This window comes from Arthrobacter sp. E3 (assembly GCF_017353415.1).
In the GTDB taxonomy this organism is placed as follows: Bacteria; Actinomycetota; Actinomycetes; order Actinomycetales; family Micrococcaceae; genus Specibacter.
In genome coordinates this window covers 1-21551 of the sequence record NZ_JAFMPX010000021.1, presented here as the reverse complement: position 1 = coordinate 21551, position 21551 = coordinate 1, and the positions used below count along the sequence as shown (strand labels likewise).

15 protein-coding genes, 2 tRNA genes and 1 pseudogene are annotated in these 21551 nt (G+C 62.6%); 10 read left to right on the top strand and 8 right to left on the bottom strand.

The genetic code is table 11. The features are described 5' to 3' along the window. Positions 1 to 33: 33 nt before the first annotated feature. Positions 34 to 1017, bottom strand: coding sequence for an NAD(P)H-quinone oxidoreductase (locus tag JMA46_RS10405; RefSeq protein WP_207345266.1), 984 nt, complete (start codon positions 1015 to 1017; stop codon positions 34 to 36). Positions 1018 to 1112: 95 nt separating this feature from the next. Here JMA46_RS10405 and JMA46_RS10400 point away from each other — a divergent pair. Beyond that, positions 1113 to 1200: transfer RNA gene (locus JMA46_RS10400), tRNA-Ser, on the top strand. Positions 1201 to 1737: 537 nt separating this feature from the next. On the opposite strand, the gene JMA46_RS10395 is transcribed toward JMA46_RS10400, so the two are convergent. Next, positions 1738 to 1932 carry a hypothetical protein gene (locus JMA46_RS10395; RefSeq protein WP_207345265.1) on the bottom strand — a complete coding sequence of 65 codons (195 nt, stop codon included), beginning with the start codon at positions 1930 to 1932 and terminating at the stop codon, positions 1738 to 1740. Between the two features lie 138 nt (positions 1933 to 2070). Further along, on the bottom strand, positions 2071 to 4014 hold the full coding sequence (locus JMA46_RS10390) for an FAD/NAD(P)-binding protein (protein WP_348770121.1): 1944 nt from the start codon (positions 4012 to 4014) through the stop codon (positions 2071 to 2073). Between the two features lie 104 nt (positions 4015 to 4118). Between JMA46_RS10390 and JMA46_RS10385 the strand changes: the two genes are divergently transcribed. Together JMA46_RS10385 and JMA46_RS10380 are read left to right on the top strand one after the other, a co-directional pair. Beyond that, complete coding sequence (locus JMA46_RS10385; RefSeq protein WP_207345264.1) at positions 4119 to 6323, top strand: prolyl oligopeptidase family serine peptidase; 2205 nt, start codon at positions 4119 to 4121, stop codon at positions 6321 to 6323. A 92-nt stretch (positions 6324 to 6415) separates the two neighbouring features. Then, positions 6416 to 6506: transfer RNA gene (locus JMA46_RS10380), tRNA-Ser, on the top strand. A gap of 14 nt (positions 6507 to 6520) precedes the next feature. On the opposite strand, the gene JMA46_RS10375 is transcribed toward JMA46_RS10380, so the two are convergent. Further along, positions 6521 to 7498 (bottom strand): SDR family oxidoreductase, encoded by a 978-nt coding sequence (locus JMA46_RS10375; RefSeq protein ID WP_207345263.1) that lies wholly within the window; start codon positions 7496 to 7498, stop codon positions 6521 to 6523. A 288-nt stretch (positions 7499 to 7786) separates the two neighbouring features. Between JMA46_RS10375 and JMA46_RS10370 the strand changes: the two genes are divergently transcribed. Continuing rightward, positions 7787 to 8665 (top strand): fumarylacetoacetate hydrolase family protein, encoded by an 879-nt coding sequence (locus tag JMA46_RS10370; protein WP_207345262.1) that lies wholly within the window; start codon positions 7787 to 7789, stop codon positions 8663 to 8665. A 40-nt stretch (positions 8666 to 8705) separates the two neighbouring features. On the opposite strand, the gene JMA46_RS10365 is transcribed toward JMA46_RS10370, so the two are convergent. Together JMA46_RS10365 and JMA46_RS10360 are read right to left on the bottom strand one after the other, a co-directional pair. After that, positions 8706 to 9911, bottom strand: coding sequence for a beta-phosphoglucomutase family hydrolase (locus tag JMA46_RS10365; RefSeq protein WP_207345261.1), 1206 nt, complete (start codon positions 9909 to 9911; stop codon positions 8706 to 8708). Then, positions 9908 to 12298: a glycosyl hydrolase family 65 protein gene (locus tag JMA46_RS10360; protein ID WP_348770120.1), complete on the bottom strand. Its 2391-nt coding sequence runs from the start codon at positions 12296 to 12298 to the stop codon at positions 9908 to 9910. Before JMA46_RS10360 ends, JMA46_RS10365 begins: the two co-directional genes overlap by 4 nt. A 155-nt stretch (positions 12299 to 12453) precedes the next feature. On the opposite strand from JMA46_RS10360, the gene JMA46_RS10355 reads away from it, so the two are divergent. The 5 genes from JMA46_RS10355 (at position 12454) to JMA46_RS10335 (ending at position 17564) form a co-directional block, all read left to right on the top strand. Further along, on the top strand, positions 12454 to 12852 hold the full coding sequence (locus JMA46_RS10355) for a VOC family protein (protein ID WP_207345260.1): 399 nt from the start codon (positions 12454 to 12456) through the stop codon (positions 12850 to 12852). Positions 12853 to 13212: 360 nt separating this feature from the next. Continuing rightward, positions 13213 to 15570, top strand: coding sequence for a cbb3-type cytochrome c oxidase subunit I (locus JMA46_RS10350; protein ID WP_247647231.1), 2358 nt, complete (start codon positions 13213 to 13215; stop codon positions 15568 to 15570). Further along, positions 15567 to 16361, top strand: a complete 795-nt coding sequence (locus tag JMA46_RS10345) for a hypothetical protein (protein WP_207345258.1) — start codon at positions 15567 to 15569, stop codon at positions 16359 to 16361. The genes JMA46_RS10350 and JMA46_RS10345 overlap by 4 nt, the downstream gene beginning before the upstream one ends. Then, positions 16358 to 17278: a slipin family protein gene (locus tag JMA46_RS10340; RefSeq protein WP_207345257.1), complete on the top strand. Its 921-nt coding sequence runs from the start codon at positions 16358 to 16360 to the stop codon at positions 17276 to 17278. The genes JMA46_RS10345 and JMA46_RS10340 overlap by 4 nt, the downstream gene beginning before the upstream one ends. After that, positions 17271 to 17564, top strand: a complete 294-nt coding sequence (locus tag JMA46_RS10335; protein WP_207345256.1) for a hypothetical protein — start codon at positions 17271 to 17273, stop codon at positions 17562 to 17564. The genes JMA46_RS10340 and JMA46_RS10335 overlap by 8 nt, the downstream gene beginning before the upstream one ends. A gap of 40 nt (positions 17565 to 17604) precedes the next feature. Here JMA46_RS10335 and JMA46_RS10330 read toward each other — a convergent pair whose 3' ends face one another. Continuing rightward, positions 17605 to 18585, bottom strand: a complete 981-nt coding sequence (locus JMA46_RS10330) for an MFS transporter (protein ID WP_207345255.1) — start codon at positions 18583 to 18585, stop codon at positions 17605 to 17607. Positions 18586 to 18811: 226 nt separating this feature from the next. Next, positions 18812 to 21031, bottom strand: coding sequence for a RecQ family ATP-dependent DNA helicase (locus JMA46_RS10325; protein WP_207345254.1), 2220 nt, complete (start codon positions 21029 to 21031; stop codon positions 18812 to 18814). A gap of 106 nt (positions 21032 to 21137) precedes the next feature. On the opposite strand from JMA46_RS10325, the pseudogene manB reads away from it, so the two are divergent. Next, positions 21138 to 21551: pseudogene (gene manB / locus JMA46_RS10320) on the top strand (phosphomannomutase/phosphoglucomutase); the annotation flags it as partial.

The following is a 21551-nucleotide window of genomic DNA, read 5'->3' as shown; positions in this document are numbered from 1 at the left end:
CGGTTCGGCTTAGAGTGGCCGAGCCCGGAAGCCCTAAAGCGTCAGCAGGACCTTGCCCACGTGCTGTCCGGATTCAAGGTACTCGTGTGCCGCCACAACCTGGTCGAGCGGGAAGGTCCTGTCCACCATGGGCTTGACGGCTCCGCTGGCCACCAGCGGCCAAACGTGCTCGCGCACGCCTTCCATGATGACGGTCTTTTCCTCCACCGAACGCGCCCGCAGGGTGGTTCCGATGATGGCCGCACGCTTGGTGAGCAGGTTGCCCAAGTTGACTTCCGCCGTCGCGCCTCCCTGCAGGCCGATGACCATCAGGCGCCCGTAGGTGGCCAATGATTCAACGTTGCGCGCCAGGTATTTGGCGCCAACGACGTCGAGAATCACGTTGGCGCCGAGGCCCTCGGTGAAGTCCTTGACTGCGGCAACGAAGTCGTGTGTGCGGTAGTTGACTGCCAGGTCCGCGCCGAGGTAGCTGGTCAGCATGGCCACTTTCTCGTCGCTGCCTGCGGTGGTGATGACGCGTGCACCGGCAGCCTTGGCAAGCTGGATGGCCATGGCGCCGATCCCGCCGGCCCCGCCATGGACGAGCACTGTTTCGCCAGCCTGCAGCTGGGCCGTCATGAACAGATTGGAGTACACCGTGGCGGCAACCTCCGGCAGGCCTGCGGCCGAAATCACGTCGATGCCTGCCGGAAGTGTCAGCACTTGGCCGGCGGGAACGGCCACTTGAGCCGCATATCCGCCACCTGTGAGCAACGCCACAACCTTCTCGCCCAGGCTGAACGGACGGGTCACATTGGGGCCAAACGCCGCAATCCGACCGGACACCTCCAGCCCCAAAAGCTCTGATGTGCCCGGCGGCGGCGGGTAGAAGCCACGGCGCTGCTGCACGTCTGCGCGGTTGATTCCCGCGGCAACCACATCAATGAGCACCTCACCTGGACCTGCCACTGGAGCCTGCGTCTCACCCAGCGCCAACACCTCAGGCCCGCCTGCGCCCGTTGTAATAATTGCCTTCATAACCTTCTCCATAGCCTGCAAGTACCCGTGAATCGTAGCTGCGCGTGCACTCATTTTGGTAGCACCGCCCTGCTTATGAAACACTACTAGGGTCAGGAAGGTTGTCCGAGCGGCCGATGGAGCTGGTCTTGAAAACCAGTGTGCGGTAACCCCGTACCAAGAGTTCGAATCTCTTACCTTCCGCGCACATACGGCGAAGCGGCCCCGTTACCGGGGCCGCTTTACTTTTTGGTTGCGGGCGCTGCACGCGATCGCCCAGCGGAATGGGGACCTTTCGGGCCGCTTCAATGGGGAAGGCCTTCGCGAGGGCCGCCTTGTCCTTGCGAAAGGGACTTGCAGGGCGTTGCAGTTCTCCCAGCCGTCGCCCACCGACCAGCTCAGCGACGCGTATTCGAGCCCGGCGCCGATGAGCAGCCACAGCACGTGCGTGCTCAGGTGTAACCACAGTCCCAAGCTGATTTTCGCCGGTTTGGCCTTGACTTCAGCAGCCCCGTGTTATTCCGTGTCCACTACAACTTGGGCCGGGCCGTAGCCCATAACTGCCTGCCCAAACGGATGATGATCACGAGGAAGAAGGCGTTGAGGAAGTACTGCCAGCCGAGCCATGCGGAAATCCCCACGGTGCGTTCGCGGGCAGTTCGCTGTGGCCGGGGTACTGGAGCAGGAAGCCGTGGATGGCTTCCAGTTCGCGGGTCCACCGGACCACAAACACCGCGGCAGTCAACACCACCACTGCGGCGGTGCCCGCGGGCAGGCAGCTGCGTGCTGTGATGGCCTCCGGCAGCTGGGGCAGGACGGTGAGTCCCCGAGGATACCAACGTCGGCAACGTCGAAGATCGGGGCGTCCTCGTCCTCGTTGGTGGCCAGAATCCGCTTGGCCAGCTGAACCTTCTCCAACGGCACCGCAGTTAACATGGCCATCCGTCGCGAAACCCGCAGCGGATGGCCATGTTGTGTCAGCCCTATTGCAGGAGCGTTCTGGAAATGGACGCTAAAGCTGCAGGAGGGTCGTGGAAAAGAACCCCAAAGCTGCAGGAGGGTCGGTGGGGGTGGTCAGTTGAGAATCGCTGCTGCAATCGCGTCGGCGTCACACACCGTGCGGTAGCCACTGCGGTACTTCGCCGCAGCCTCCGCCGCGATGGCCGTTCCCCACTGCACCGAGGAAAGCTGGAGGCCCAGAACATAGAGTCCGGCCACCGGCACGCCGGCACCATCCAGGGTCCGGTACGGAGGCGCAGAAACGTCCAGGCCGCTTGTCACCACGGTCTGGCCGTCGGATGCGAGCATGACGGACGGGCGGGCGAGACCGTCGGCAAACAAGTTCTGCAGTAACAGCGATTCGCTCCGCTGCACGTCATTGGCCGGGGCCAGCGCCTCCACCAGGTAGCGGGCAGCCCAAGGCTCGTCCGCCACCCAGGGCGAGCTCACCGTGAAGACGCCCTGCTCAATTCGAAAACGCGGATCAGGTCCGGCAAAGTGCACCACCCCTGCCCGCACCATTGCAGCCAATTGCTCCACCCTCAGGGCCGGTGGCCCGCTGGCCAGCCCCTCCACAAAGCCTTCAAACCAGCCGCGCAGCTCCCCCATCCACGAATCCGGCGTGATGCCCTTGTCGGCAACGAGCGACTTGATGATGGCCCTCCCGGCGTTGAGCGCACCGATGGCCATCTTGGTGGGGTCGTCCTCGCCACGGGCAGATCCGGCCGCGTCTTGGGACAAATACGCCAATACCGCCGAGTCCAGTTCCTCACGCGTCGCAAAGCGGTGCGTTTCACCCGGCCGCGGAACGTGCTTGGACAAGGGCCGGGCCAGACCCTGCAACTCCAGCAGATGCGCTGGCGGCACGTGCGCCGCCAGCAGCTCCTTCAGCCGTTGTTCCCAGAGCGCCCCGTCACCGTTGAACCCGGAATGCAGCACCGCATCCAGCTCCGGCAGGAACTGTTCCGACACCACCTCAGGCCGGGTGCGGACCAGCGTTGTGTAGTACGCCCACAACGTGTCTCGGTGCAGCAGCGGCCAGATGTCGTGCCGAAATCCGGCAGTGGCGCCCATGGCGCGGATCGCAGCGACTGCGTCCTCACCAAGAAAACGCAGCACCACGCTTTCCGGGTAGTAGCGCTCCACTTCCGCTTTGGCCCGGTATGGCGTGCCTCGACGCGAAGCCCCCACAATGACCGGCTCCCGGCCCGAGGGAACATAGCGCAAGGCCTCGCCTGCCTCGTGGCCGGTCGGCTCAAAAGCTCCGCCACGCCCCTCGGTGAGCTGACCCAGGACATCAAAAAAGTTCAGTCCCATGCCGCGCACCAGAACTGGTTCACCGGCGGGGATCTGCTCCCAATCCACGTCGTTGGGCACTGCTGGCGGCAGGTACGTGAGCCCGGCGGCGCGCGCTTGCACCCGCAGCTCGCGCTGTACGGGGCTCAGTTTGGACTCCACATGCCCCAGCGCCAGCACCACCTGGTCCGCATGCAACTTCGGCCCGTCCAAAAGTTCGACGACGAAGCCACCTTTTTCGTGCTCCCTCGCCACCCGCTTGGCCTCGGTGGCATGGATGGTGAGGCTCACGCCGTCGGGCATGACGTGTTGGAACTGTTCAAAGCACCAGCTCAGATACCTTCCGTAGAGGGGTCGGCTGGGGAAGTTGGTGGTCTGCAGAGTGGCCAGTTCGCTGCGGTCGTCGTCGCTGAGCTGCTCCCACGGATCGGTTTGCTGGGCCATACGCCATTCGTTGAAGCTGCAGCCTGCCAGTGGAGGCACTGCTACACCTTGGTCCGGGACAAGCGTGGGGAAAAAGCTCTGCGTGTTCATCAAGTACAACCGCGACTGCTCGGTGCGCCATACGTGGCCTGCGCCCGGCGGAAAAGGGTCGATCAAGTGGATGTGCAATGGCTGTGCTGCCGAATCCTGTGCGTGCTGCGCCAGCAGTCGTTCCATGACGGATGTCCCTCGGGGACCCGCTCCCACAATGACCACTGTCTGCATGCCCTTGACTTCCACCCCTTGAGCTTAACTGATGGCGCCCCCATACAGTGCTGTACAGTATGGGCGCTGCTGGCGGTTGAGGTGGCGGCCGAGGCGGCACACGCGCCTAGGATGGTGCCATGACTGATGCTGCACTGCCCACATTCCCCTTCGTGTCCGGTGAAACCGCCGGAGCTGTCGTTGCTGGAGAAGCAACAACCGGCGAAGCAACAGCTGACGAACCCACCGATGAGTTCCGCTGGCTGGAAGACATCCACGGCGAGGCACCCATGGCTTGGGTCCGCGAGCACAATGACCGCACCGATGCGGCCCTGCTCAATCCCGCCTACAAGGCCCTTGAAGCCTCGGTGTTGGAGGTGTTGGATTCCAAGGACCGCATCCCCATGGTGTCCAAACGCGGGCGGTGGTATTACAACTTTTGGCGCGACGAGGCCAACCCGCGCGGGCTGTGGCGGCGCACCACGTGGGAAAGCTACCTTGGAGACGCCACCGATTGGCAGATCCTGCTGGACGTTGACGCGCTTTGCACTGCGGAGGACACCCAATGGTTCTGGGCTGGGGCTTCACTACTGCGCCCGGCCCCCGGCCAGGAATACCGCCACGCCATGGTGGCTCTTTCCCCCGACGGCGGGGACGCTGTGGCCTACCGCGAATTTGACCTTGACACGCTTGCCTTCGTTCCCGGCGGCTTTGAGCTGCCAGCGGCAAAGACACAACTGAGCTGGTTCGATGCCGACACACTCTATGTGGGGACCGACACGGGAGACGGCTCCATGACGGCATCCTCCTACCCCGCCGCCTCCAGGGTGCTGCGCCGCGGGGAATCACTGGCACAGATGGCTGCGAAGGAGCCACTGCTTTCCGTACCGCTAAACCACCTGAGCTGCGGCGTTTCGCACAGCACCACACCCGGCTTTGAACGGGACGTGGCCTACGACGTGCTGGATTTCTACAACAGCCGCAGCTACTTACGCGTGGACGGGAGCTGGGTCCACATCCAGGTACCGGATGATATGAACGTCTCACTCCACCGGCAATGGCTCCTCTTGCGTCCGCGCACGCCGTGGCACGTCGATGGCACCGAATACGCCTCCGGGACTCTGTTGGTGATCGAACTTGAGGCGTTCCTGGCTGGCAGCCGGGACCTGCACACCATCTTCGCCCCCACACCCGCGCAGTCGCTGCAGTCCTGGAGTTGGACGCGCGACTTCCTGCTGCTGAACCTGCTCTCCGACGTTTCGGCAAAAATCCTGGTCCTGGACCCGGCAGCTGGCTGGGCTGCCGGGGAACTGGACGCCTGCCCGCCGCTGCATTCAGTGGACACCTACGCCGTGGACGAGGACGACCCCGACGCCGGCAACGACTACTGGCTCATCGCTTCCGGCTACCTCACCCCGTCCACCGTGAACCGGGGCACGCTGGCTGCCGAGTCTGCCGCCGAACACGCCGCCCCCTCAACAGACTCCCGCGGCACCCCGGGTGCAGCGGCAACGCTGGCGCGGGCGGCGCCGTCGTTCTTCAACGCGGAGAGCTACAGCGTGGAGCAGCACTTTGCTACCTCCGCCGACGGCACCCGCATCCCGTACTTCCAGGTGGGCCCCAAGAACCTCAAGCTCGACGGCGGCAACCCCACCTTGCTCAGCGGCTACGGCGGCTTCGAAGTTTCACGCACTCCGTCGTACAGCGGGGCGGTGGGGCGCAGCTGGCTGGAGCGGGGCGGCGTATACGTGGTGGCGAACATCCGCGGTGGAGGCGAGTACGGCCCAAGCTGGCACACCGCGGCATTGCGGGAAAATCGGCACCGTGCGTACGAGGACTTCGCCGCCGTGGCGCGGGATCTTTCCGCCCGCGACGTCGCCAAAGCTGCGCGCCTGGGCTGCGCCGGCGGAAGCAATGGCGGGCTGCTGGTGGGCAACATGCTCACCACGTACCCGGACTTGTTCGGTGCCATTTCCTGTGGCGTGCCGCTGTTGGACATGCGCCGGTACACGAAACTCTCAGCCGGGGCGTCGTGGATGGCAGAATACGGTGACCCCGATGTGCCGGAGCAGTGGGAGTTCATCAAGACGTTCTCCCCGTACCACCTGCTGCGCAGCGGGCGCACGTATCCGGCAACGTTCATCTGGACGGCGACCTCCGACGACAGGGTGGGGCCGGTGCAGGCCCGGAAGATGGCTGCACGCATGGAGTCGATGGGGATTCCTGTGTGGTTCCATGAGGCGCTGGAAGGTGGGCACGCAGGGGCTGGGAACAACGAACAAGCCGCACGGCTGCACACCGCGTCGCATGAGTTCCTGTGGCGGGCGCTCAACGGAGACCTATAATTTTGGCGCCCCGGGCCCTCGTTTTGCTTTGAGGGGCTTCTACTGGGTAAAGTTTGGGATGCTGGTTAGGGGCTTCTACCCTTTCCAGTGCTGGAGACGTGCCAGAGCGGCCGAATGGGCTTCACTGCTAATGAAGTGTGGGGCACAACTCCACCGGGGGTTCAAATCCCCCCGTCTCCGCCAAGGAAAATGCGTCCTCAACCACGGTTGGGGGCGCATTTTTTGTTGTCTGGGTTGGTCGGCAAGGGGTGCAACCGGGATCGCTGCCACGGGATTTCAGTCGTAGGGCACAGCTCAGCACGGACCGCCTCTGGAGTGCTCGCGTTGAAATGCGGAGCTGACAGGAACGCCCCGGATACACCAACGGAGTCGTCACTTGCCAGCCACACCGCTGCGGGCACCACCACTTCCGGCTCGGCGACCGGCAGGCGCGCCTTCATCGCGGCAGGCAGCCCGTTTGGGCCAAACAAGTGTGTGTCCACCATCCCTCCCGGGGAGAGCATGTTCACGCGGATGCCGTTCTGGGCCTGTTCAGCCGAGGCGATCCCGACCAGCGCATTCACGCCGGCTTTGCTGACGGCAAGAATCCCGCCACCGGCCCGAGGCCGCGAGCCAATCTCGGAGCTGATGGCAATGAAACTGCCGCCGCGATGCATCCGGGGGAACGCGGCTTTCATCGTCAACCACACCCCGAGGGTGTTCACCTCCAGAATTCGCATCGCCACGTCGGCGCTGTACAACTCGAGTCGCGTCATCCGGCCCGAGCCACCGAGACTGGACGCGGCAACGCCGGCATTGGCAAACACCACGTCGAGCCCGCCCAGCTCGTCAACCACGCGTTCCAACGCCGCCTGCACTTCCTCTTCGACCGTCACATCCGTCACCACGGCGAGGACGTTGCCGGCCCCTGCCTCCCTGCAGCGTGCGGCGACCCGCTCAAGGTCCACCCCGGTTCGGGCCAATAGCGCCACACTCGCTCCGGCCCCGGACAGGCCCACCGCCATCGCCTCGCCGATTCCCCGGCTGGACCCCGTGACGGCTACCACCTTCCCACTCAGATCCTGCATCATTTCAGAGACCTCGATGCTGCCGCACACCGCGACACTTCGATTCTCCACCTTGGCCGGATCACCAGCAACGGGCCCTTGTCCCCCGCTAAAAGCATCGGCCCTCATGCCGCACCTCATGGCCGCTTAGGCCTAACTGATATTCGGCCCTTAGCCAGAAACCATTCTGTTACGTCCTTGGAATACTGCCGGATTTTCCGGTTGAGAAGAGACATGGAATCATTACAGAGTTGAATCAAACTAAACACCCTGTAGTTTTACTGGTGTGTATGGAAGGTCAAGCTGAGACTGCCGCAAGGTGTGGGTAAAGACGCCCAAAGCTCAGCTGACAAGGCCCCGCGAGGGTTGCCAACAACGAGGACCGTGCTGTTTACGGTTGAAAAGGACTATAAATCAATGAAGATTGCACGCCTTGGTGAGCTTGGCCGGGAAATTCCCGTGGTCATTGCCGCCGACTCATCCGGAACAGAGCAAAGCTACGACGCACGTCCGCTCACTGACACCATCGACGGCGCATTCCTGGCCAACGGAGGCGTGGCCGCCCTGCGCACAGCACTGGAAAACGGCACCCTGCCGATCCTTGAAAACTCCGCCGAACTGCGCATCGGCACCCCGCTGGCCCGCCCCAACAGCGTGGTCTGCATCGGCATGAACTACGCCGCCCACGCAGCAGAATCAGGGGCACAGCCCCCCGCAATCCCCGTCGTGTTCCTCAAGCCCAACAACACCGTTGCCGGCCACTTTGACGACTCCCCCATCCCCCCGGCAGCAGCCAAGTACGACTGGGAAGTGGAACTGGGCATCGTGATCGGCCAAGAAGTCAGCTACCTCTCCAGCACCGAGGAAGCAGCCAGCGCCGTGGCCGGCTACGTCGTGGCCAACGATCTTTCCGAACGCGAATACCAGCTCCCCGGCGAGGCCGGGCAGTGGACCAAGGGCAAGTCACTGCCCAAGTCCACACCCCTGGGCCCGTGGTTTGTGCCAGCCGATGAGGTCGACCCCAAGAACATGTCGTTGAAGAGCTGGGTCAACGGCGAGCTCCGTCAGGATTCAAACACTTCAGACCTGATCTTTGACGTCCCCACGATCATCCACCACCTGAGCCAGTACATGGTGCTGGAACCGGGCGACGTGGTGTTGACAGGCACGCCCGCAGGCGTGGCCCTCTCCGGTCGTTTCCCGTTCATTCAGGATGGCGACGTCGTCGAAGCTGAAATCGAAGGATTGGGCCGCCAACGCCAAACCTTCTTCCGCGCAGGCACTGGCGCAAAGTAGCTGTGAACGGGCCGGGGATTTTTCCACCCCGGCCCGCAGGTCAGTTGTAGAGGCGCCCGTCGAGCACCGAGCGGGGCTGTTGCTCCGGGCTGGGGTGCGCGATGACCACACGGATGCCGTCCGGATCCCGGCCTTCAACGAACACCACCTCGCCGTCCGTATGCGTGTAGGTGTAGCCGCCAAGGTCCTTGAGGACTCGCTCGAAGTGGGCCAGAGCCGCAGGACTGTCCGTGGACCACATGAGGTGGTGTTCACCAATACCGCCTGTGGGGTGCTCCTGGTGGCTGCCTTTCGCCACCAGGTAAAGTTGGAACCCGTCCGGCGTCAGAAGCAACGCACCGTTGCCTTGGCGAACGGGCACGGTGCAATTGAAAAGTCTTTGGTAGAAGCTCACCGATCTCTCCAACTCGGCGACGAAGATGACTGAGGATGCAGCCTTGGCCCGGGGCGTATCCGAGCCAGCTACTAAGTCGGCCAAGTCGGAAAACACTGCATCGGCACCGTGTTGGCGCAGCTGATCTGCGTAGTCATGACCGCCGGCGTCGTCGTGGTGATTAACGCCAACCACCAGACCAAATTTTCCGGCCCTGCCGGCTTCCACCCCTGCCAAGGCATCTTCGACGACAACGGTCCGGGCAGGGTCCACGCCCAGCAGCCGGGCCCCTTCGAGATAGCTGTCCGGTGCCGGCTTGCCTGCCAGATCGCGTTCTTTGACCACGTGCCCGTCAACACGGGCGTCAAAAAGGTCCGCTATCCCTGCGGCCTTAAGCGCTTCGGCCGTGTTCTCACTGGCGGAGACAACGGCGGTGGGGGTGCCCTGCGAGCGCAGCGCCTTGACGAGCGCCACGGCACCGCTGTAACTATCCACTCCACTGGTTTTGAGTTCTTGCAGCAGCAGCTCATTCTTGCGGTTGCCCAGCCCTGTGACCGTGCGTGCGTCTGCAGCATCACCGTCGCTCCCTTCAGGCAAGGTGATGTCCCGGGACGCCAGGAAGTTCCGCACCCCGTCCGCGCGTGGCTCCCCGTCGACGTAGCGCTGGTAGTCCTCACCCGGATCGAACGGAGCGAACTCCTTACCGCATCGGGTGCCCTCCTCCTGAAGGAACCCGTCAAAGGCCTTCTTCCATGCTGCGGCATGGACAGTGGCGGTCTTCGTTAGCACCCCATCAAGGTCGAAGAGCCAGGCGTCATAGGCACGAATGTCCACAACCGGTTGTTCGCGGCCGGGGACGCGCTCGTTGTTCATGGTGTTTCCTTTCGTGTGTGGGTCCTGCGGCGCCCACTTCGCAGGAGGGGTTCGCGGCCGGCTGGCTGGGTGGGCCGTTTGGCGTTTTCGGGCAGCAGCCGAAGCGGTGGCGTGGGGCACGAGGTCGGCTCTTTCGTCACAATGACGGGCTCGTCGAAGTGTGATATCTGCAAAGTGTCGCCGTACAGCAGCTGATAGGTTGCAGCATCCTGAGTGGTCTCAACCTGCAGGCAGCATCCCTGAAAGAGAAGGCGGAAGCAGACACGGGTCAGCCCCGCTGGCAGGCGCGGGTCGAAGAACAGCGAGCCGTCCCGTTCGCGCATGCCGCCCAGACCTGCCACGAGGGCAATCCATGTCCCCGCCAGCGATGCGATGTGCACGCCGTCGCGCGTGTTGTGTTCAAGGTTTTCTAGATCCATCAACGCTGCCTCGGCAAGGTAGTCATAGGCCAGTTCCAAATGGCCGACTTCTGCTGCCATGACGGACTGGGTGCACGCGGACAGCGAAGAGTCGCGCACGGTGAGACGTTCGTAGTAGCGGAAGTTAGCAGCCTTTTGTTCTGCAGTGAAAGAGTCACCGCGCAGGTGCATGGCAAGGACCAGGTCCGCCTGCTTCACCACCTGCTTGCGGTACAGGTCGAAATACGGGTAGTGCAGGAGCAACGGGTAGTGTTCCGGGTCAGTGGCGGCGAAATCCCACTCCTGGTGCGAGGTGAAATCCTCCGCTTGCGAATGAACGCCAAGATCCCCGTCGTAGGGGATCATGATGTCCCGGGCGGCATCGCCCCAAGCGGCCAGTTCCTCTTCGTCGATGCCCAGTTCGCGCGCACGGTCCGGGTTTCGCTTTGCCACGGCCACTGCGGAGACCAGATTGTGTTGGGCCATGAGGTTCGTATAGATGTTGTTGTCTGCGACGGCACTGTACTCATCCGGGCCGGTGACCCCATCGATGCAGAACTTGCCTTGGGCATCGTGATGGCCCAAGGCCCGCCAGAATCGTGCCGTCTCCACCAGCAGTTCCAGACCGATCTTCCGCTCGAAGTCCGTGTCCCCTGTGGCATTCAGGTAACGGACGACGGCGTCGGCAATGTCAGCCCCCACGTGGAAGGCAGCCGTTCCTGCCGGCCAGTATCCGGAGCATTCCGCTCCGGTGATGGTGCGCCAGGGAAAGGCCGCCCCCTTCAAGCCCAGCTGTTTCGCCCTGTCCAACGCCAGCTGTAGGGTTGAATGCCGCCATGACAGGGCATAGGCGGCCGCAGTGGGGACAGTGTAGGTCAGAACAGGAAGCACAAAGGTCTCCGTGTCCCAAAAGGCGTGGCCGCCATACCCTGTGCCGGTCAGGCCCTTGGCCGGGATAGCCCGGCGTTCGGCTCGGGCCCCGGCCTGCAGGACGTGAAACAGGGCGAATCTCACGGCCTGTTGGATCTCCGCGTCGCCGTCAACTTCGACGTCGGCCCGGGCCCAGAAGTCGTCCAGATAGTGCCGTTGTTCGGCCAGCAACCCTTCCCAACCGCTATGGCGGGCCCCAGTCAGTGCGGCGTCGACCTGGTCGCCCAATTCTTGGCGGGTTCGTTCCGCAGACCAGCCGTACGTGACAAATTTTACGAAGCGCAACCGCTCCCCCGGCTCCAAGATGGCTGTCATGCTGACCCGGCCCAGGTCGTTGAAACTCTCAGCAAACACCTGCATGGATTCCGGGCCTTCCGCCACATGGTCCATGGCCGCAGCTACCAGTAGTCCGCTCTGCTCGATCCTGTGCACCAACTCGACCCGCAATCCGTCGCTGGCGTGCATCTCTGGCCGCAGGGGAGACTCCAAAACTGCCGCCGCCCGGGGGTCTTCGCTGCCGGGAGGCAGCGGCTCGTTGACGACCAGCTCAGACTGGATCACCAGACGAACAGGGCCGTTAACCGCCTCAACCTGATACTCGATGGCAGCGACAGAGCGTTGGGAAAGCGACACCAAACGGGTGGATGACACACGGACGGTGCGTCCTGCAGGGGAAGACCACAGTGCACTGCGGCGCAGCACGCCGGCAGCGAAGTCAAGAACTCTCTCGTGGCTGTGCAGCTCGCCGTAGCGGATGTCGAAGGGTTCATCGTCGACCAACAACCGAATCAGTTTGCCATTGGCAACGTTTATCACCGTCTGACCAGCCTCGGGATAGCCGTAGCCGGCCTCGGCGTACGGCAGTGGGCGCAGCTCGTGGACTCCGTTGAGGTAGGAACCTGGCAGCACCGAGGGTGCACCCTCATCCAAGTTGCCCCTCCAACCGATATGGCCGTTTGAGAGCGCAAACAAGGATTCGCTCTGGGCCAACACGTCAAGGTCCAAGTTGGTCTCGCGCAGGCACCACGCCTCACAGCTAAAGTCGTCGTGGGAAATCACAAGAACGCCTCCTTGTTCCGGAACATATCAACCATCACCCGGCACCCCTCCCACCGGCCCATTCTCGCAGTTCCAATCAAGGCTGGCTAGGGCAAGCCTGTTTGCAGTCCGAGAAGCTGCGGGGCATATGCTGGAAGGAGAATGAGGAGGAAGCCATGCCCACTTTCGGCACCCTGTCACACGTTGACCTGTCCGTTTCCGATGTCGAGGCCAGCGCACGCTGGTATAGCGAGGTGCTGGGCCTCAAACAGCTGCACCGCGTGGACCTCGACAACCGCATCATGATCGTGCTGGTCCATCAGGACACCGGGTTGATCATCGGGCTCAACCAACATTCTGTAGTTCCTGTGGACACGTTTGACGACCGCAACGTCGGCTTGGACCACATCGGTTTCAGCGTCACCGAACGCAGCGACTTGGATGAGTGGGAAAAGCATCTGACAACCCTGAATGTGGTGCACTCACCCGCAGAGGACACCGCCAACGGCACAGCCTTGGTCTTCCGCGACCCTGACAACATCCAACTGGAATTCTGGTGGACACACCGCTCCTGAAAGTCTCCTGCCTGCCGGGACCCTGAGACACGCATTCATGACTCGTTTATAAAATACGCATGAGTAATGCAACTTTAATATTTTAAAGCCTTCCCCTTGCCCAGAGGCAGGGGTAGTGTGTCGAGGACTCGTACCAAACAACTAAAAAGCCAACATCCCCGATTCTTGTGCCGATGGGATTTTCGGCATTTTATTGGTGAGCCACCAACCCGGTATTTGAGTTTCATTCGTGTGAGTGCCGTTAGTGCTTTCCTAAACGGGGAACCGTAGGGGGGCATGACTGTGGTTGAACTTGCGCGCAAAAATGGGCGCCAACGATCCGAATTGATTGTTTCAAGGGTTTGGATCCAGGCTGTTGCAATGGTGATGATCTTCGGATTTCTCGTGATGGGATTTCTGGCGGTTCGCACGTACACGGACTCGATGCCAATGCCAAAGCTGGTCGTTGATTCGCAGGGAACGGTTGTTTTCACAGGGGCTGATATTACCTCCGGGCAACAGATCTTCCTCCGGCGGGGTCTGCAGGAGTATGGTTCCATCGTCGGCCACGGCGGTTACCTCGGCCCGGACTACACGGCCGACTACCTGCGCCGATCAGCCACCATGGTTCTGGCAGACCTCACGGCCACGGGCATTCAGGACCCGCACGGGGCGCTCGTCACCATGATGCGCACCAACCGCTATGACGCGGACACCGGCAACTTGGTGTTTACGAATGAGCAGATCAAGGCATTCAAAGCTATCCAGGGTCACTATGCGGATTACTTTGGTTCGCCAACCACCCAGTATGGGCTGATCCCCAATGCCATCACCAGCCAGCAGGACATACGTCAGCTGACGTCCTTCTTTGCTTGGACATCGTGGGCTGCGGCAGCGGAACGACCGGGGCACAACTATTCCTACACCAACAATTGGCCGGGTGAGCCGTTGGTGAACAACGGCCCGACCGCAGACATCATCGTCTGGAGCGGTTTGTCGCTGATCGCCCTCCTTGTTGGAACCGGGCTGCTGTTTGCGATGTATGGGCGGTGGAGCCGCAATGTCGGCTGGGACAGTGGAGAAGCACCGGCGTTGTCGTTCCGACAGCCGGGCAAGGTCGCCATTACCCCAGGCCAGCGTGCCACCGCTTGGTACTTTTTCATCGTGGCCATCCTCTTTCTTGGCCAGACACTGCTCGGCGGCGCCATAGAACACTACCGTGCTGACCTATCGAGTTTCTTCGGCTTCGACTTGGCCAAAATGCTGCCCTTCAACTTGGCCAGGACCTGGCATGTCCAGCTGTCCATCTTGTGGACAGCCGCGTCATTCCTGGCAGCGGGGATCTTCTTGGCCCCCTACATTTCCGGACGCGAACCGAAACGCCAAACATGGCTGATCTACGGCTTGTTGGGCGCCTTGGCGCTTGTCATCGCAGGCTCCTTCGTCGGCGAGGCAATGAGTATTTTTGGCGTGGAGGCCGTGGCCGGAAATCCTTTATGGGACATGCAATGGGAGTATTTGGACTTGCCGCGGATCTGGCAGGGCGTCCTCGTCGTCGGTTTGTTCCTGTGGATCATCATCATCTACCGCGGCATCCGCGCCCGGCTGCAAAAAGAGCACCGGTTCAACCTCCCGTGGCTTTTCTTCTACTCCGGACTGGCCATCCCGGGCTTTTATGCCGTGGGTCTGCTGGCCAGCACCGAGACGGCACTGCCCGTGGCCGACTACTGGCGCTTCTGGGTTGTTCACCTGTGGGTTGAGGACTTCCTGGAATTGTTCACGACGGTGATGGTGGCCTACATCTTCGTCATGCTCGGGGTGATCCGCCGCAAGATCGCCATGCAACTGATCCTGCTCGACGTCATTCTGTACTCCGTGGGCGGTGTGATCGGCACCATGCACCACCTATACTTCTCCGGTACCCCGGTGGAGAACATGGCGTTGGGTGCGTTCTTCTCGGCTTTGGAGGTCATCCCACTGACGTTCCTTACGATCGAGGCGTGGAGCTTCCTGCAGCTTGGTTCGCGCCAGGAATCTCGAAGTTCGGCCCCGTTCCCGCACCGTTGGGCTGTCATGTTCCTGGTGGCGGTGGGTTTCTGGAATTTCCTCGGGGCCGGTGTTTTCGGCTTCCTGGTCAATCTGCCCATCGTCTCCTATTACGAGATAGGCACCGCGCTGACAGCCAACCACGCCCATGCCTCCATGATGGGCGTCTACGGGATGCTCGGCGTCGGACTGGCCCTGTTCGCGTTGCGCTACATCATCCCGGCGGAGCGTTGGTCGGACAAAGCGGCCCGGCTCTCCTTCTGGGGCCTGAACCTAGGGCTGGCCTGGATGTCTTTTGCAACGTTGATCCCCTTGGGCGTCATCCAGCTTTGGCACTCCATCAATGACAGCTACTACGAGGCGCGGACGCTGAATTTCATTACGCAACCGGGGAACGCCGTCCTTGAATGGCTGCGCCTGCCAGGGGATTTGATGCTCATCATCGTCGGAGTGCTGCCGTTCCTGTGGATCACCTGGCTCGGAGTCCGCCACGGGATCAAGGCGACCACCTACGACGTCCCGGAAGAAGCGCTCTTCGTGTTGGAGCAGCCGGCAACAGTTGCGGCCGGAACGGGGACGGGAACAGCCGACGGCGTCGAACCTCGCCAACGCTATGGGTCCGACAACCGCGGAGATCGAAACGATCAAGGTGGGTCAGGCGACCGTTCCGATAATGGAGGTCGGGAGCCATGATGAATACCATCGACCCGCTCGTATGGTTTGCCACCGGCTACGGGCTCCTGCTGTTGGCAGTGGCACACATTCTGGATGCGCTTGCCCGGCGAACAGCACAGCGCACAGTGGAGTGGCGCTCAGGCGGTTTCCACTACCATGCCGACCATGACGCGTGGCTGTGCCCGCAGGATCAATGGCTGTGGCCCGATTCCTTTGACCCGGATAACCACGTCATGCGCTATCGGGCCAATCCGGCAGTTTGCAATGCCTGCCCGGTCAAAGATTCCTGCACCAGCTCAAACAGCGGCCGCGCAATGAGCCGCAACGTCGATCCGTGGCCCAGTTCCGAAGCGGAGCGTTTTCACCGCGGCATAGCCTGTGCCGTCGTCATCTTGGCCTTGGCCTGGCCGTTGGCCACCATGCTCGGTGGCAGAAACGGTGCCGAGCTGCTCGTGTTGGGTGCAACGGTTCTGGTCATCGCGGCGGCAAGCTGGCCGTTGTGGTCCCACCTCCACCGGTCACCGGCCCGCTTCCCTGACCATGTCAAGGTGGAGACGCTCGATGACACGGTGGCTCGCCGAGCGGTCGGGTCCGCGCGTGAAGCCCGCCGGCACACGAACTATGGAAGTGACCGCCGTCCCGGCCCCGTTCCGGTTCAGCTGCGACCGCCGCAAGGCCGCTCCAGCGAGGCCGCAGAAACTGGCACAGCAGCTGCTGAACATGACAAGTTTGCGACCCGCTGGGGGTCGTTCGAGAAGCCCGATGGCGAGGCGGCCGCCGAGGGTTGGATCAGGAGGAAGCACACATGACGTGGATCCAGATTGTGATAGTTGCTGTTGTGGTGATCGTTTTGCTGTTCCTGCTCGGCTCGGTGAAGATCATCAGGGAATACGAACGTGGCGTTGCCTTCCGCCTTGGGCGGCTCCGCCCCGTACTCGATCCAGGCGTGCGGCTGATTTTTCCGGGGTTGGAGAAACTGGTGCGCGTTGACCTGCGCATCGTCACACTGACCATCCCGCCTCAAGAAGTCATCACCAAGGACAACGTGCCCGCGCGCGTCAACGCCGTCGTACTCTTCAAAGTCGTCGATCCCACTCGTTCGGTCATGGCGGTGGAGAACCACGCGGTGGCCACGTCGCAGATGGCCCAAACGACGCTGCGATCAGTGGTGGGCCGCGCAGACCTCGACACCCTGTTGGCGCACCGGGCCGACCTCAACGAGGACTTGGCCCGCACCATCGATGCACAGACCGAACCGTGGGGCGTGCACGTGAAGGTGGTTGAGATCAAGGACGTGGAGATCCCTGAAGCAATGCAACGCGCCATGGCCAGGGAAGCCGAAGCGGAGAGGGAACGGCGCGCCAAAATCATCAACGCCCGGGGCGAGCTTCAAGCTTCCAAGGAGTTGCGCCAAGCTGCGGACGTGCTCAGCGGCAACCCCGCGTCCCTCCAGCTTCGCTATCTGCAGACACTGTTGGAACTCGGTGCCGACCAGAACTCAACTGTCGTCTTCCCGCTTCCCATGGACATCATTGGCCCGTTCCTGGACAGGCTGCCCAGGCGGGAAGAAAAAGCTGCCGTCCCAGCACCGGCGGCAACTAACCACAACGGGTCAAAGAATCCGCACACAGCACAGGACCCTGCGCAGCCGGACCATGGAGCCGACCCCGAGCTTGATCTGACCCCGTTCCCTGAAATCCATTTGGAAAGGCCCGACCATGTCTGAGAACGACGCTCCTGCAATGGCCGCTCCCGCTAGGGCCTCGGACGAACATCCTCCAGGGCTGAAGATGATTGTCATAGGGGCCATCATCTTGTTCCTTGCGCCGCTGGCTGGCTTTCTGGGCGGCACGATGATTGGCTCGCCCGCTTCAGAAACCAGCCTCGACCCCATGTTTCTCTGGCTCTTTGTCGGCATGGTGGCCGGCGGCGTTGGCGGGGCCATCGTCCTCCTGGGCGTGCTGCGTTGGCTCCGGTCCAAGCCCAACGACAGCGACGGCAGTGACCTGTGAACAACTGCGCATAGGCCCGTGCTTTTGGCGTTGGCTCAGCTCAGTGCGGGCGTTCGGAGCGGAACAAGGGTAAGGCAAGGGCTGCGGCGAGCAGTGCACCGCCGCCAAATACACCGAGGGCCAAAGGGAAACCGGCACCCAAGATGGTCTGGAATATCAAGCTGCCCGTCCCAAAGCCGAGGAACAAGGCAAAGGCCATCAACCCCACAGCCTGACCGGTGCTGCCGGGGAAATCGGTGACAATGCCGCCAAACAATGGCTGCGTCATGTCGTATCCCAACGAGAGGATGGCAATGGCGGCAACCACAACGGGAAGCGGAGGGTCCACAGCCAGGACGAAGGCACACGCTGCGGCCGTCAACATGCCCAACGGAATGATGCGGGCACGCCCATGTTTGTCAGCCAAACGGCCTATGACAGGCCCAAACAAAAAGCCCGGCACGCCGTAGCCCAAAAGGGCCAGACCAACCCCGATCACTCCCAAATCGAATCGTTGCACAAGGTAAACGCCCAACCAGGTGTAGATTCCCGAGTGCAGCACGGCATTCAGCAAAACATAGCTATAGGTGCGGGCCCCCCGGACGTTAGCCAACAACCGCTGGTAACCCGTGGCGACTTCTGTCCAGGGCACCACAGTTGGTGCGCGGTGCGGGCGGGGAAGCAAAAATGCCGCGAGGGCCCCCACGAGCAGGATGCTGAGGCCGGAGACTAAAAACAAGCCATTCCAACCGAGGACTGGTTCAGCGAGTGCACCAGCCGTGGAGCCAACGGCAATGCCACCTGCCATACCTCCGAACAGCCAACCCAGTGCTCTTCCGCGCTCTGCGAAGGGGAACACGTCACCGATGAGAACCAGCGAGATCGGGACCACGCCGCTGGCGGCAATGCCCGTGGCAATACGCATCACAATGAACACCGTAGCCCCAAGGGCCAGAGCCGTGGCGGCGGTCAGTGCCGCGAAAATGAGCAAGGAACCGAGGATGACAGGGCGCCGGCCCGTGCGGTCTGACAGTGGCCCCAAAACAGTGTCATGAGTCCATAGGGAATCAGGTAGGCCGGAACGGAAAGTCCCACAGTTCCCACGCCAGTGCCAAAAGCGGAGGCGAGCTGTGGCAGTATCGGCGCCACCATGAAGGCCTGTGCGAAGGTCAGAAAGGCCGCAGTGGTCACCACGGCCAGAAGGGCGCTGCGGGCCCGGCCATTCAAGGGGCTTCCCACGGGTCAGGTTGGCGGGGCGCTCACTTGTCCTAGCCGGCCTGTGCCAGCACCAGCGGTAGCACCTGCTGCGCACCGGCAAGCCGCAGAGCGCGTCCGGCCACGGTGAGGCTCCACCGACTGTCCACCAGATCATCCAGCAGCAGGACTGGACCTTCAGGGGAGGCGGCGAGCGCTGCCTGCAATTCATCTCCCACGGTGAAGCGTTCCCAGACCCCGGCCAGCCGGTAGGCACTGTTGCCGCCGCGCTCCCCCGTGGGTCCGCCAAACGCGAGGGACAGCTCGCCCAAGTACGGCAGCCTGCCAATCTCACAGATGGCCTGGGCAAAGGTGGCCAGCAACTGCGGTTTGGTGCGTGACGGCATGGCGACCACGGCAACCGGACGCCCGGCTCCTTCCCATCCGTGCTGCCCCCACTCACGCAACACGGCCACCACAGCTTGAGCCATGGCGGGGTCGACGGGCGCGTCGGGTGCCCCGGCTGCGAACATGGCCCGCAGTGAATTGCCCCAACCCAGGTCGGTGAGCCTGGCCAGGACCCGACCGGTCGACAGCAGTTCGCCGGCCTTCAGCTTTCCCTTCACCGGTACGCCCAGCCTGTCCATGCCCGTGGGCCACATGGCCCGCGGGTCAAGCGGAAGCCCGGCATGGCGCAACGACTCCCCCGCAGCTGCTGCAGCGCCGGAGCCGACCTCAGCACTAAACCACCTTCCCGCACAGTTGTCGCAGCGGCCACAAGGAGCCGCCGTATCATCGTCGAGTGCTGCCGCCAGGTATTCCATGCGGCAGCTGGACATGCGTTCGTACTCAATCATGGACTGCTGCTCATCCACGCGCGCCTGGGCGATGCGCCTGTAGCGTTCCTCGTCATAGGCCCAGGGCTGGGCGGTGGTCTCCCATCCGCCGGAGACACGCTGCACAGCACCGTCCACGGCCAGCACCTTCAACAGGAGTTCCAGCGGCGTGCGCCGCAGATCCACCCGGGATTCAAGGGCCGGTGTCGACATGGGCCTGGCGGAGCCCCCCAAAGCTTCCAAAACGGCCATGGCTTTTTCCCTGTCCGGCATGGATGAAGTGGCAAAGTACCGCCAAATATCCGCATCCTCACTGCCGGGCAGCAGCAGCACGTCGGCGTTCGCACTGCCACGGCCGGCACGGCCCACCTGCTGGTAGTACGCCACGGGTGAGGACGGCGCCCCCAAGTGGACAACAAAGCCCAGATCAGGTTTGTCGAAACCCATGCCCAGCGCGCTGGTGGCAACCAGCGCCTTGACCTGGTTGTTCTTGAGGGCTTCTTCCAGCACTTCCCTGTCCATGGTGTCGGTGCGCCCCGTGTAGGCCTTCACCACATGCCCCGCCTCAGCCAGCAGACGGGCCGTGTCCTCGGCTGCGGAAACCGTCAAGGCATAGATGATGCCGCTGCCCGGCAGTTCGGCCAGGTGCGTGAGCAACCAGCCCAGCCTGTCCCGGGAGTCCGCCAGCCGCAGCACACCCAGCCGCAGCGATTTCCGGGCCAGGGGGCCGCGGATGGTGAACACCCCCGCACCCAGTTGTTCCTCAATGTCGGCAACCACACGGGAGTTTGCCGTGGCAGTTGTCGCCAACACGGGAACCGTCGGTGGCAACTGGGCAATCAGATCGGCAATACGCCTGTAGTCAGGGCGGAAGTCGTGCCCCCAATCGGAAATGCAATGGGCCTCGTCAACCACCAGCAGGCCCGTGCGCCGAATCAGGTCTGGAAGCTGGTTTTCCCTAAATGACGGGTTGGTCAGCCGCTCCGGCGAAACCAACAGCACATCCACGGTGTCCGCTGCCAGCGCTGCAGAAACTTCTGCCCATTCCGTGGCATTCGCGGAGTTGATGGCCATGGCCCGCACGCCTGCACGTTCGGCAGCAGCCACCTGGTCCCGCATCAAGGCAAGCAAAGGCGAGACAATCAGCGTCGGCCCAGCACCCTTGGAGCGCAGCAGCAGCGATGCAACAAAGTACACGGCGGACTTTCCCCAACCGGTGCGCTGGACCACCAGTGCGCGCCGGTTGTGCTCGACCAGCGCTTCAATGGCCTCAAATTGCCCGTCGTGAAAATCCGCATCCGGATGTCCCACCAGGGCACGCAGCACTCCCAGTGCCTGGGTTCTGGTGCCAGCCGACTCCGGAACATGCCCATCCGTCGAGCCACCCGCTGAGTCGGGGCTGCCCGAGACTGTTGACTGGACGGAGGTCAAGGCATCAGGTGCTGGTTGTGTGCTCATGCCACCAGTATTCCAGCGGCATGGGACATCCGGGCGCGCTCGGAGCCAACACGGAGGCAAGCTGTGGACAACTTTGCGGTTTGTACCCCCACGGTAAGATGAAAAGGTGACTACTGAACAGAACCTTCCAGTTGACCTGTCCAGCTCGTTCAAGGCCTACGACGTCCGTGGGATCGTCGGTACGACCATCACCGTGGGCACTGTCCGGGCCGTGGCGGCTGCCTTTGTCGACGTCCTCGGACTGACCGGGCAAACAGTGCTGGTGGGCGGCGACATGCGCCCCTCCTCCCCTGACTTCTGCCAAGCCTTTGCCGAGGGAGCTGCCGGGCGCGGCGCCAATGTCAAGCTGCTCGGGCTGATCTCCACCGACGAACTGTACTTTGCCTCAGGCAACCTGAACGCTGCAGGGGTGGTATTCACCGCCAGCCACAACCCTTCCGAGTACAACGGCATGAAGATGACCCGTGCCGGCGCTGTTCCGCTGTCCTCCGAAACCGGTTTGATTCAGATCCGCGACCTG